The 12922-nt window shown below is 41.6% G+C and carries 10 protein-coding genes; 9 read left to right on the forward strand and 1 reads right to left on the reverse strand.

Translation table 11 applies throughout. The features are described from left to right. The first annotated feature begins 29 nt into the window (after window positions 1-29). A complete protein-coding gene (gene argH / locus ACO1PF_RS08390; protein ID WP_423188607.1) occupies window positions 30-1433 on the forward strand; it encodes an argininosuccinate lyase in 1404 nt (467 codons plus the stop codon). A gap of 508 nt (window positions 1434-1941) precedes the next feature. Here the strand turns inward: argH and ACO1PF_RS08395 are convergent. After that, window positions 1942-3216: an NAD(P)/FAD-dependent oxidoreductase gene (locus ACO1PF_RS08395; RefSeq protein WP_423188608.1), complete on the reverse strand. Its 1275-nt coding sequence runs from the start codon at window positions 3214-3216 to the stop codon at window positions 1942-1944. Between the two features lie 180 nt (window positions 3217-3396). On the opposite strand from ACO1PF_RS08395, the gene ACO1PF_RS08400 reads away from it, so the two are divergent. The 8 genes from ACO1PF_RS08400 (at window position 3397) to ACO1PF_RS08435 (ending at window position 12899) form a co-directional block, all read left to right on the forward strand. Continuing rightward, complete coding sequence (locus ACO1PF_RS08400) at window positions 3397-4830, forward strand: 6-phospho-beta-glucosidase (protein ID WP_423188609.1); 1434 nt, start codon at window positions 3397-3399, stop codon at window positions 4828-4830. 310 nt (window positions 4831-5140) lie between these two features. Next, window positions 5141-6019, forward strand: a complete 879-nt coding sequence (locus tag ACO1PF_RS08405) for a universal stress protein (protein ID WP_423188610.1) — start codon at window positions 5141-5143, stop codon at window positions 6017-6019. A gap of 289 nt (window positions 6020-6308) precedes the next feature. Then, complete coding sequence (arsC, locus tag ACO1PF_RS08410; protein WP_423188611.1) at window positions 6309-6713, forward strand: arsenate reductase (thioredoxin); 405 nt, start codon at window positions 6309-6311, stop codon at window positions 6711-6713. A 317-nt stretch (window positions 6714-7030) separates the two neighbouring features. Next, the gene (locus ACO1PF_RS08415; protein ID WP_423188612.1) at window positions 7031-8608 is read left to right on the forward strand and encodes a Mur ligase family protein; all 1578 of its coding nucleotides are present in this window, start codon (window positions 7031-7033) and stop codon (window positions 8606-8608) included. A gap of 175 nt (window positions 8609-8783) precedes the next feature. Then, window positions 8784-10220 carry a cryptochrome/photolyase family protein gene (locus ACO1PF_RS08420; protein ID WP_423188613.1) on the forward strand — a complete coding sequence of 479 codons (1437 nt, stop codon included), beginning with the start codon at window positions 8784-8786 and terminating at the stop codon, window positions 10218-10220. 184 nt (window positions 10221-10404) lie between these two features. Further along, a complete protein-coding gene (gene clpP / locus ACO1PF_RS08425) occupies window positions 10405-11001 on the forward strand; it encodes an ATP-dependent Clp endopeptidase proteolytic subunit ClpP (protein WP_423188614.1) in 597 nt (198 codons plus the stop codon). Between the two features lie 165 nt (window positions 11002-11166). Further along, window positions 11167-11703 carry a thioredoxin domain-containing protein gene (locus tag ACO1PF_RS08430; protein ID WP_423188615.1) on the forward strand — a complete coding sequence of 179 codons (537 nt, stop codon included), beginning with the start codon at window positions 11167-11169 and terminating at the stop codon, window positions 11701-11703. Window positions 11704-11837: 134 nt separating this feature from the next. Continuing rightward, the gene (locus ACO1PF_RS08435; RefSeq protein ID WP_423188616.1) at window positions 11838-12899 is read left to right on the forward strand and encodes a sugar-binding transcriptional regulator; all 1062 of its coding nucleotides are present in this window, start codon (window positions 11838-11840) and stop codon (window positions 12897-12899) included. Window positions 12900-12922 lie beyond the last annotated feature (23 nt).

Genomic DNA, 12922 nt, shown 5'->3' on the forward strand with positions numbered 1-12922 from the left:
AGGGATGTATTTATTGGAGGGACCAATTTATGACAGATGATTCAAATAAAGTGTGGCAGGGACGTTTGAGTGGTGGAAGTGCGAAAGAGGTCGATGTATTCAACTCCTCGATCAGTTTTGATTATGTATTGTTTGAAGAAGATATCGCAGGGAGTATCGCGCACGCCAAGATGCTGGGCAAGCAGTCTATCATTTCTAAAGAAGACGCTGCACTCATAGTGGATGGCTTACAGGGGATTCTGATGGATTTAAAAGATGGCTCTCTACTATTCGATCCCAATGCAGAAGACATCCATATGTTTATCGAATCTGAACTGACTGAACGCATAGGTGAGGCAGGCAAAAGACTGCACACAGGCAGAAGCCGAAACGATCAGGTGGCCTTGGATTTAAGACTGTACGTTAAAAAACAGTTGGCTGAAATCAAAAACCAGTTGCTGGATTTTGAAAAGGTTCTGATCAATAAGGCCGAGCAGCATCTGCACACGATCATGCCGGGTTATACCCACCTGCAGATTGCCCAACCTGTTACTTTTGCGCATCATTTAATGGCGTATGCACAAATGATCCAACGCGATATCAAGCGGTTGGAAGAAGCTTTGGAGCATACAGATGTCATGCCCCTGGGTAACGGTGCGCTCGCGGGGACGACTTATCCACTTGACCGTCAGTACGTAGCCGAGCAGCTGGGGTTTGAGGCAGTCACTGCCAACAGCCTGGACGGTGTTTCTGACAGAGATTTCGTCATCGACACAGCTTATGCCTTAAGCATGATCATGATGCATTTATCCAGACTATCAGAAGAAGTGATTTTATGGAGTTCTCAGGAATTCAAGTTTGTGGAGCTGGATGATGCCTTTGCTACCGGTTCATCGATCATGCCCCAGAAGAAAAATCCTGACGTAGCCGAACTGGTCAGAGGGAAAACGGGTCGGGCATACGGGAATCTTCAGACGCTGCTGACCATGATGAAGGGCATTCCGCTGGCATACAACAAAGATATGCAGGAGGATAAAGAAGCCTTGTTCGACAGCATCCGCACGGTGAAGCTGGCACTCTCCGCTACGATCCCCATGATCGATACCATGGAGGCAAAAAGAGACCGCATGCGTGAAGCGGCGTCAAAAGGGTTCATCAATGCGACCGACTGTGCGGATTATCTGACTAAAAAAGGCGTTCCGTTCCGTGAAGCGTACGGCGTGATCGGGGCACTGGTGCAGACGTGCATTGCAACGAATCAGACACTGGAAGAGGTCTCCCTGGAAACATATCAGTCACTGCATGAATTGTTTGAAGAAGATATTTATGAAGCGATCAGTCTGGAGAATTGTGTGACCAAACGAAATATTGAAGGCGGACCGGCTCCGGAAGCTGTCAAGAAACAAATTGAACAGCTGAAAGAAAGACTGGGTCTTTCTATCCTATCCGATTAGGATGCGATAAATGGAGTTCAGAGATTGAATTCAAGACTAAACTAAACAATATAGATGGATAATGGAGTTCAGTGAGGGATAATCTTGCTGAACTCCATTATTTAAGTAGAAGAGAGTAGTTCACCCTTGATCAAATGACCTGAACTCAACCTAAGTACCAATAAAGTGCAGTACAGGAGCATCCAACAAGCATGAACTCAACCTAAGTCCCAACTAGGTAAAGTACAGGAGCATCCAACAAGCATGAACTCAATCTAAGTCCCAATAAAGTATAGTTCAGGAACGATCGAATGACCGGAACTCAACCTAAGTCCCAATAAAGTGAAGTACAGGAGCATCCAACAAGCATGAACTCGACCTAAGCACCTAAAAGTCCATGCTTCATTTCCAGAAGGTCTTTTAAAATATAAAAAGGAAAATCTGGCACAGCCAGATTGATCTGCATTAAAAAAGCTAAATAAAAAACCCTTGTCGGCTATCAACCGACAAGGGTTTCGTTCTGCGTCTTTTATCTTTGAGCTAAGGCTGACTCGGCTGCATGCATACCGGCCACACGACCGGTAATGAAGGCGCCGGTGATGTTGTAGCCACCCGTATAGCCGTTGTAATCAAGGATTTCGCCTGTGAAATACAGATTTTTTTTCTTTTTACTCTCAAGGGTCTTGGGATTCACTTCTTTCGTATGCACGCCGCCGCCAGTAACGAAGGCTTTTTCGATCGGCAGTGACCCGTGGACGTCAAAACGAAAATCCTTGAGAAAGGCTATGATCGCTTCGACTTCTTTAGGCGACAATGTCTTGAAGGCATTGTCGCTGTCGATTGATTGCTGCTCCAGACCGAACAGAATGTAACGTTCGGGACCGAACTGTTTCAGAACATTTTTGATGCTCTTATCACCATCATGCTTTTTCAGCTGTTCGAATTTTTGCTTCAATTCTCCTAGGGACTGATCCGGAAGGGAATCGATCGTCATCGTGGCAAAATCAGTCTTGTCGCGTTTCATAGTCTGCAAGACAAACATGGAGCAACGCAGCACGGCAGGACCAGAAATGCCTAGATGCGTGAAAATCATATCCATACGATGCGTGATCACTGATTTGTATTTCTTGTTTAAAACACTTAGATTGATGTCTCTCAAGGACAAGCCTTGCAAGACCCGTTCCTCAATAAAGGATTCTTTGGACGTGATCGGTACTTCAGTCGGGTACAACTCTTTGATGGTATGTCCGGCTGTCTTGGCCCATTTATACCCGTCGCCTGTCGAACCGGTTTTAGGCATCGCGCGTCCACCGGTAGACAGAATGACCGATGTTGCAGTGAATTCGCGACCGTCGATCAGTCTGACACCCGTTACTTTTTCATCATCATATAAAACGGCATCAACGGGAGCATCGATATGCAAATCGATCTTCAAATCTTCAATAACTTGTTTCAAGGCATCAACGATCGTTCGTGATTTATCAGTTGTCGGAAACATCCGGCCGTGGTCTTCTTCCTTTAAAGCGATCCCACGTGATTGAAAGAATTTCATGATATCGTAGTTATCGTACTGATAAAAAGCACTGTACAAGAAGCGTCCGTTTCCCGGGATATGGGCAATGATTTCCTCCTTGTCAAGGTTGTTGGTTACATTACAGCGGCCATTTCCAGTCACCAGTAATTTTCGTCCAACAAATTTGTTCTTTTCAATAAGTCCAACAGTAACGTCATGTTCTGCTGCCGAAATAGCAGCCATCATTCCACTTGTTCCGCCACCGATTACAAGGACATCATAGTGTGTCATTTCAATTTCCTCTTTCCTAAGACTATAGTCACAGCTACTTTAACATATTGATCGGCATTAAACTAGTTAACAAAAAGTGAATTCTTTTTACGATTTGTCTTGTATGTAATGGATTACACTCTATAAACTTAAAGAGTACTGGAAAAAAACATCATATATAAACTACTAGGAGGAAGACACATGGGATTTAAAAAAGATTTCTTATGGGGTGGCGCAACAGCGGCTAACCAGCTGGAAGGCGGATATAACGAAGATGGAAGAGGACTGGCGAACGTCGATGTCGCACCAGTCGGCGAAGATCGTCGGGCTATTATTTCTGGAAAAGTAAAACATTTAGATTTTGATGACGAGCATTTTTACCCTGCCAAAGAAGCGATCGATCATTTTCATCGCTACAAGGAAGACATTGCTCTGTTCGGCGAAATGGGATTCAAAACCTACCGACTGTCTATCGCCTGGACACGTATCTTCCCTAAAGGTGATGAAACAGAACCCAATGAAGACGGCTTGAAATTCTATGAAGATTTATTTAAAGAATGTCACAAACACGGCATCGAACCCTTGGTGACGATCACGCACTTTGATTGCCCGATGCACTTGATCAAAGAATACGGGGGATGGCGCAACCGTAAGATGGTCGATTTCTATGGCAACTTGACTCGTACCTTGTTTACCCGCTACAAAGGTTTGGTCAAATACTGGCTGACCTTCAACGAGATCAATATCATTCTGCATGCCCCATTCATGGGTGCCGGCCTGGTGTTTGAAGAAGGCGAAAACAAAAAGCAAGTGATCTATCAAGCGGCTCACCATGAATTGGTATCCAGCGCTCTGGCAACCAAGATCGCCCGTGAAGTGGATCCGGAAATTCAAGTAGGCTGTATGCTGGCTGCAGGCAAGTATTACCCGAACACACCTAATCCGGTGGATGTTCTGGCCGCACAACAAGCAGACAGACAAAATTACTTCTTCATTGATGTTCAGTCACGCGGGGAATATCCGGCTTATGCCCTGAAAGAGCTTGAACGTGAAGGCATTGAAATACCATTTGAAGAAGGCGATAAAGAACTGCTCAAAGAATATACGGTGGACTTTATTTCATTCTCTTACTATTCAAGTCGTGTTGCTTCTGGTGACCCGGAGAATAAAGAGAAATCAGCAGGCAACATCTTTGCATCCGTGAAAAACCCTTATCTTGAAGCGAGTGAGTGGGGATGGCAGATCGATCCGCTGGGTATTCGTATTACGATGAACGAAATCTACGACCGTTATCAGAAACCACTCTTCGTGGTGGAAAATGGGCTCGGTGCTATCGATACGCCTGATGAGAACGGCTATGTCGAAGATGATTACCGCATCGATTATTTATCATCACACATCAAAGCAATGAAAGATGCCGTAGAATTGGATGGCGTAGACTTGATGGGTTATACTTCCTGGGGATGTATCGACTTAGTCAGTGCCGGAACAGGTGAGATGAAGAAACGTTATGGGTTCATTTATGTTGACCGCGATAACGAAGGTAACGGAACATTGGAAAGAACACCTAAAAAATCATTCTACTGGTACAAAAATGTTATTGAAACAAACGGTGAAGACTTAAGCAACGAATAGTTGAATATGAATGAAAAGCGCTGGTCCTTTGGGCTGGCGCTTTTTTTCGTGTTCACTTGAGCGACTGAGCTCATAACGACCAGCAGTTGTTGAGAGATGAAATGAAATACTGTAGAGCATAAAAAATTCAAACTGTATTGTTTGATAAGTCGCAAATGTAACCGTATACTTAACGTGAAATCATCACTAACTTAGTCATATTTTAGAAATTCGAATTATTTATTTCCATCGTTGGGGGATGAAAATCCCTGTTTTGATGAACGATAGAAAGCTATATTACATAAAAGGAGAAATTAAAGGAGGATGTAAAATGTTTGAAAAAATAATGGTTGCGACTGATTTGTCCAAATCTTCATATGCCCTGGTTGAGTGTCTGGATAGTTTGAAAGAATATGGAACAAAAGAGATATTGTTAGCCCAATGTTTAAGTATGCAAGAGGTTACGTCTGCTGCCTTGAGTTATTCGACTGTCTTCATGGATAGTATCTTACAGGAACAAAAAGAAATACTTGAAAAAAAAGGGTTCACTGTAGATACGAGAATCCTCAGTGGTTCAGTGGATAATGAAATGAATGAAATAGCTGAGAAAGAGGATTACTCAGTCATTGTCGTCGGTGCAGAAAGTGAAAACATGATGAAAGTGCGAATGTTCGGCAGTTTTGCCTATGATGTCATCAGATATGCGCAAAAACCTGTTTTATTGATCAGACTTCTTGAAAAAAAGAAAAAAGGCGAAGAGACTGTTGAGGCAATAAACTGTGGCGTAGGGGATAATATTTTGTTTCCTACAGATTTTTCAGAGAATGCGGAATATGCTTTTGATCATTTGAAAAAAATAATAGCTCAGGGCGCAAAAAAAATCACACTGGTTCATGTCCAGGATGAATCTAAAATCGTCCCTCATCTCAGCGATAAACTAGAGAAATTTAATGAAATCGATACTAAACGTCTGGAGGACATGAAGCAGGTAATCAGCAGTGGTGGAGAGGTCGAAGTAGATACGGTGATACGTTTTGGTTCGCCATCTGTTGAAATTTTGAAATTAGTGGAAGAACGAGACATAAAACTTGTTGTCATGGGTAGCCAAGGTAGAGGTTTCGTAAAACAATTATTTTTAGGCAGTGTCAGTAACAACGTTGCTAGAAGATCTAGTTCATCAGTTCTACTAATACCAGCTTTTAGGAAATAAAACCGAAGAGATATCAAGTTGATAAAGCCAAGGTTGCATAGTTGATAGATTTGACAATGATAATAAGATCAGGTCTGCGGTGCTCAAAAGAGTATTGCAGACCTGATCTTTTGGTAGAAAAGTGACAGTTGAAAGCATTATTCTAACTGGTACGTCGATATTATGTGAGGACTTTTATTGATGCATTATGCCAGCTTGAATGTTAAAGTAATAATGAAGGGCAATGCGGTAATCGCAAAATGTTGGCCCTGAATAACAACTATAGATCTATACAATCTGGAGGATGACTATGAAAAAAATATATTTTCTTTGCACGGGTAATTCATGCCGAAGTCAAATCGCTGAAGGATATGGTCACAAGTTTTTAGATCCGAATCAGTTTGAAGTAAGAAGTGCGGGTATTGAAACACATGGGTTGAACCCTAGAGCGGTTAAAGTGATGGCCGAAGATGGTATAGATATCACAAAGCAAACGTCGGATTTGATCGATACCGAGTACTTCAATCAAGCCGACTTGATCATCACGTTGTGTGGCGATGCCAGGGATAAATGCCCAACTATACCGGCCGGCGTCACCCATGTACACTGGGGTTTAGAAGATCCGGCAAAAGCAATCGGAACAGAGGAAGAAATTTTATCGGTGTTTCGTGAAACAAGAGAGACGATCAAAGCGAAAGTACAGGCAATCAAGTAAACCTGTTTATGTTTAAACAGGTCGCTTCTCGTAAATGTTCAAGCAGAATTACTACAAATCGAATATGATTTTTGTTAGTGAGAGTAGCTTGATAAAAAAACCCCTAGCATTACTGCGATGCCCCTTAGAAGTTGGACGGATAATCCGACACTAAGGGGTCCTTTTTTGAATTAATTATGAGCATATAAGATGAAATTAAAGAAATAAAAAAGTACACTTAAAAGTGATTACGTATATTATCCTGAATAGTTAATTATAATGAAGAAACTAGAAGATTCGAATGAGCTTTAATTAATCCTAGAGAGGAATCGCTTATAATGAAATTAGGTACTGCATTAAAATCTGTGGAGATCATCTCAATAGATTATCCAAGCCTGGAAAGAGACCTGAACACAATTGAAATTCAAAAAATAGCATACCATTCCAACGAAGTAGCGCCCGGCACCTTATTCGTTTGTATTCGTGGGTATCACATGGATGGACATGCATATGCTAAAACGGCAGTTGAACAAGGCGCCTCAGCACTTATTGTTGAAAGATACCTGACGGAACTGGAGATCCCCCAAATCAAAGTAACGGACAGTCGTAACGCCTTAGCGGTTGTAGCCGACAATTTTTATGATCAACCTTCCAAAGAACTGCGACTTTTTGGCGTCACGGGTACCAACGGTAAGACGACAATTACCTATATGACTGATGCATTACTTAGCGGTTACGGTCTAGATACCGGTCTTATAGGAACGGTGATGATCAAAAGCAAAGATAGAATCGAAAAAAGTGTCTTAACAACGCCGGAATCTGCAGATCTGCAAAAGCACTTGGCAAATATGCGTGATGAAGGTGTCTCACATGTCTCGATGGAGGTGTCTTCGTCAGCTTTAGATCTCAAACGTGTTGCCCAAACGCACTTTGATATCGTTGCGTTCACCAACATCAACCACGATCATATCGATCTGCATGGTTCTTTCGAGTCTTATTTCGATGCCAAAGCGTCACTCATACGAGAAGCATCAAAAGAAAGTGTAGCGCTTCTTAATATTGATGAACCGCTGTTGATCCCACTGATGAACCAGACGAAAGCACAAGTCGTGACCTTCGGAATTGAAAACACCTCAGGAACGGTGCATCTTTCAGACATAGACCTGTCTTCTGGAAAACCTACTTTTATATTCAACCTTACCCAGCCGCTTATCACCTTGAGTGGCCAGCAGCTTGATCCTATATCTTTAAAAATCGACCTGCTGGTTCCTGGCTACCATTCAGTTTACAATGCCACAACGGCCATCTTGACAGCGCTACTTAATGATTTGCCTCTTGCCTATGTCAGATCAGAAATCGGAAAATTTAAAGGTGTTGAAAGACGATTTCATGTCCTTTACGATAAAGAGTTCACCATTATTGATGATTTGCTTCTAAACGAGAATAATATCGATTCATCTATGAAGACAGTAGAAGATTTGAACTACGCATCTTTTCATATCGTTCATGCGATCAGAGGTAATAATGGGCAGAAGCTGAGTTTGGAAAATGCAGAAGCCATGGCCAGATGGTGCCACAAACTGGAGATAGATAAAATAATCTTAACGGCCAGCCATTCACATGTGAAAGAAAAAGATCGAGTGTTGGAAGAAGAATTGAATACTTTTTTAAATGTTATGGAACAGGCTCAGATCGAAGTCGCTTTCTTTGAAGAATTGGAAGAAGCCTTGGTATGCGGTCTGAAGAGAATGGAACACGGAGATCTCTTTCTCATCTCTGGAGCAAGAGGTATGGACGATGGTGCAAAAATATGTCTGGAGTTACTTATGGAAATGTATCCTTATGTCGATCAGCAAGCAATAAGAGATCTACTGAAGACTAAATTAGTTGGCATCTATTCGCCGGTAGACAGTTGAATTAATTCAAAAAGCATCATCATGAGAGACCATTTTGGAGAAACCGGTAAAAATAATTCCGGGTTCATATAAAGAAGTAGAATCAGATCCAGCCAGATTCGACCTGTTCATAAACTCAGAGCCAATGTATGATAAAATGATAAAGCATGTCATTAAAATGATGAGGAGGGGTCACTTGGTAGCAGTCATGTGGTTTAGAAGAGATTTGAGAATCGAAGACAATGTAGCATTGAAGCATGCCTTAGAAGAGTCGGATGAGCTGTTTTTATTGTTCCATGTGAATCCGGATCAGTTTTTAGGTGAGGAGTCCATTAATCAGGCAGCTTTTTTCAAGAGTGTAGAAATTCTTAGAGAAGAGCTAGATGAAAAGGGTGCGACTTTACATATTCTTTACGGAGATTTAAAAGATTGTTTTACGAGACTGAAGAAAGAACTCCCGAACTGGTCTGATGTCTATATAAATAGAGATGAGAAGGGTTACGGGCTGGAACGAGACAAGGTAGCGGGAGGATTATTTAAGGAACTTGGCATCAAAGCTCATGGGTATCATGACCATCACATCCATTCAGCACAGGAAATAAAAACAAATTCCGGGACATATTATAAAGTGTTTACGCCTTACTTTAATAAATGGAAAGAACTGCAAAAACCTCATGTGGTCGACGTGAAGTTCGAAACTGAAAAAATAGTCGGACAGCCTGTTTTTATAGAAGACGAAGATCAATTTGCACAACTACTTGATAGGCAGATCCAGGTTGGAAATGCTCAATTAGGCACTCGAGAAGCGCATAAACTGCTGGATGACTTTGTTGAAAATCATTTAAGAGACTACAAAGAAGCTAGAGATTACCCGTTGAAGGATGCGACGAGTCATTTGTCCAAACACTTGAGAGCGGGAGAAATCTCCATTCGCACCGTTTATGATAGAGTGAATCGGGCGGAAAACTCTTTAGGAAAACACACCTTTATTCAAGAACTGGCATGGAGAGATTTCTACAATGCAATCTATGCCACCCATCCTGATCAAAAGGAAGTCTCTATCAATGCATCCTTCCGTCAGGTGGAATGGGATAACAATGAACAAAATTTCAAAAAATGGCAAGAAGGTCAGACCGGCTTCCCGACAGTGGATGCGGCAATGCGCCAACTCAAAGAAACCGGTTGGATGCATAATCGGTTACGTATGTTAACGGCTTCGTTCCTGACCAAGGATCTACTGATCGACTGGAGATGGGGAGAAAAGTATTTTCAGGAAATGCTGAATGATTATGATGCAGCCAGCAACATAGGCGGTTGGCAATGGGCCTCCTCGACCGGTGCGGATGGCGTTCCTTACTTTAGAGTGTTCAATCCGACAACACAGTCAGAAAAATTCGATAAAGATGGCAGTTTTATCAAAAAGTATGTCCCCGAACTTAAAGCTATCGATAATAAAAAGATACATGAACCATCAAAACTGACAGCAGAAGAACAAGAAACTTTTGGTGTGGTCATCGGTGAAGATTATCCGGGACCGATCGTCTCGCATAAAAGAAGTCGGGAGCTGGCCATTCAGGCATTTGAAAACAGCAAAAAGAAAACAGAAAACATGAAAGCTGCAGATCCGAAGTAAAAGTATAATATCAGGTCGATTTGATTGGGTTTAAATATCGGTCTACAAAACAGAATCATGCTAGACTGTTTCTAGATTTTTACTATTTGACCTTTACTGACCAATGCGATATAATTTATTTAGATTCATTTCAATATAAAATTATGCTACACTTATTTAGAATCATATTTTAGGAGGAAATTAGATGAATTTAGTACCTACAGTTATCGAACAATCGCCACGTGGTGAACGTGCTTATGACATTTATTCCCGTTTATTGAAAGACCGCATTATCATGTTGGGAGGTCCAGTTGACGATCAAGTCGCTAACTCGATCATAGCCCAGTTATTATTCCTGGATGCGCAAGATCCTGAAAAAGACATTTATCTATACATCAACTCTCCAGGAGGAAGCGTCACAGCAGGCTTAGCTATTTTTGATACAATGAACTTCATTAAAGCTGATGTTCAAACGATTGCTATCGGTTTAGCAGCTTCTATGGGAAGTTTCTTGCTTGCAGCGGGTGTGAAAGGTAAACGATTTGCTTTACCAAACACTGAAATCTTGATCCACCAACCTTTAGGTGGCGCACAAGGTCAGGCAACTGAAATCGAAATTGCTGCCAGACATATTTTGAAAACAAGAGATCGTTTAAACAAAATTTTGGTTGAGCGTACAGGTAATAGTATAGAAGTAATCGAACGTGACACAGATCGCGACTTCTTCATGACAGCGCAAGAAGCAAAAGCATACGGTATCGTAGATGAAATCATGGAAAGTACTGCTGATTTAGCTGAATAATTTTTTAAGTAAAACGATCTGCTCAATAGAGTAGGTCGTTTTTCTTGGTTACTTATTGGTAAAGTAAGTGATTTAGGCCAAAGCGTTTGACTGGTTATCTATTTTTTTCAAGAGTATAATTAGAAAAGTAGAGTAATGTAGAGAAATACTGAAGGGAGTGTGTGGATGGATATATCAGAAATTAATAGGAAGACCATAACGACAGAGGGGGGATTTCATTTTGGAGATCCCAATGCACCTGTCAAAGTTGTTGAATTCATTAATTTAAGATGTCCGTTTTGCAAAATGTGGTGGAAGACCGCTTCAGCCGTTTTGGATGAATACGAGAAGAATGGTAAAGTGGAACGAATCGTTAAGCATTTTGATAAAAAGAAGCCCGGACTGGACAAAGGGAATGTTCTGCACAGCTATCTTGATTACGGTGATCCTGAACGAACTCGGGAAGACATCGATTATTATGTAGATCATTTAGATGAATGGGGCAACTTATCCAAAGCAGATATAGCAACCTATGCAGAAGACAAAAGGCAATCAGTAAAGCAGAATAATTCAGACCAATCAGAAGCTGTCATTAATGAAACAGAAAAAGCAAATGTCTCAATGGTTCCTACTGTTGTTATCGGTGAGCATATCTTTGATGAGAATATTTTAGAAGATGAATTAAAACAAATCATTGAAGAAGAGTTGTTAAAAAACGGATAAAATAGAGGTTTGACAGGACCTCTAAAGTCCCGCAAATTTGGTTTGATGGGTTGAATTATGACCCGCATCCTGTTACACTATGAATGAAGTTAAAACAAGAATAGTTGTCCTGATTTAAAAAAGTTGACCTATAGATGCAAAGGAAAGGTGCTTGTGCAAGTATGCTGTCGGTAATCGAAAAAGTTGCGCCAGGAACACTGCACATATTGAAACGGCGGTATTACATTCTGAGTCAGATTCAAAAAGTAGGACCCATCGGACGTCGCGCATTAGCGAATCGTTTGGAGTTCACTGAACGGGTGTTGAGAAAAGAAGTGGATGTTTTACGTAATCAAGGTTTGATTAAATCCTCTTCCCAAGGTATGGAATGTACACCTACAGGTATCACGGTCTTTCATCAACTGGGTAAACTAATGGGACAGCATGTGCAATCACAGGAAAAAGAAGCAAAGTTAGCAAACAAACTAGGTATTCACCATTGTACGATCGTTTTAGGGAATGCCGATGCCGATCAGTCGGGTACCAGTGACATGGCACGAGCCGCAACGGAAGTACTGAATTTTTTACTTCCTGAGGGCAAAACGACAATTGCGGTTATGGGCGGAACGACAATGGTTCAAGTAGCTAAAGCGATGGATCAGCAAATCGGATTAAACCGGGAGTTGCTCTTCGTGCCAGCTAGAGGTGGACTGGGTGAATCGGTAGATATTCAGGCGAATGTCATTGCTGAGAACATGGCAAGACGAACAGGCGGTAAAAGCCGAGCGCTCTATGCGCCGGAACATGTCAGAAGTGAAACATATTCTCTGCTGCTTGAAGAACCTGAAATCAAGGAAACACTCGAAATAGTTGAAAATGCCTCAATTGTTTTGTACAGTATAGGTAACGCGATGGAAATGGCCAAACGCAGAGGGATGAACGAACAGATGCTGAAGCAGCTTGAAGAATCAAGTGCTGTAGCTGAAGCTTTTGGTGAGTTTATCAATCTGGAAGGTGAGATCGTATATAAACTTTCTCGCATCGGCTTGCAATCATCGAAGTTACCGAGCATTCCACATATCGTTGCAGTTGCCGGTGGCAAAAAGAAAGCCAAAGCGATTGAAGCACACATGAAAACCGCTCCTCCGCACACATGGTTAGTGACGGATGAAGCAGCCGCAAATGAGATTTTAAATGGGGGAAACCCTTTAAAATAAAATATATTTAGAATTTAATAGGA

It is taken from the genome of Alkalibacterium sp. f15 (genome assembly GCF_049389645.1).
In the GTDB taxonomy this organism is placed as follows: domain Bacteria; phylum Bacillota; class Bacilli; order Lactobacillales; family Carnobacteriaceae_A; genus Alkalibacterium.

What these genes read in the sequence shown, in the direction of transcription:
- clpP (WP_423188614.1), top strand. Translation starts at nt 10,405, where the DNA reads ATGAATTTAGTACCTACAGTTATCGAACAATCGCCACGTGGTGAACGT.
- ACO1PF_RS08435 (WP_423188616.1), top strand. Translation starts at nt 11,838, where the DNA reads ATGCAAAGGAAAGGTGCTTGTGCAAGTATGCTGTCGGTAATCGAAAAA.
- ACO1PF_RS08405 (WP_423188610.1), top strand. Translation starts at nt 5,141, where the DNA reads ATGTTTGAAAAAATAATGGTTGCGACTGATTTGTCCAAATCTTCATAT.
- ACO1PF_RS08400 (WP_423188609.1), top strand. Translation starts at nt 3,397, where the DNA reads ATGGGATTTAAAAAAGATTTCTTATGGGGTGGCGCAACAGCGGCTAAC.
- ACO1PF_RS08395 (WP_423188608.1), bottom strand. Translation starts at nt 3,216, where the DNA reads ATGACACACTATGATGTCCTTGTAATCGGTGGCGGAACAAGTGGAATG.
- arsC (WP_423188611.1), top strand. Translation starts at nt 6,309, where the DNA reads ATGAAAAAAATATATTTTCTTTGCACGGGTAATTCATGCCGAAGTCAA.
- argH (WP_423188607.1), top strand. Translation starts at nt 30, where the DNA reads ATGACAGATGATTCAAATAAAGTGTGGCAGGGACGTTTGAGTGGTGGA.
- ACO1PF_RS08415 (WP_423188612.1), top strand. Translation starts at nt 7,031, where the DNA reads ATGAAATTAGGTACTGCATTAAAATCTGTGGAGATCATCTCAATAGAT.
- ACO1PF_RS08430 (WP_423188615.1), top strand. Translation starts at nt 11,167, where the DNA reads ATGGATATATCAGAAATTAATAGGAAGACCATAACGACAGAGGGGGGA.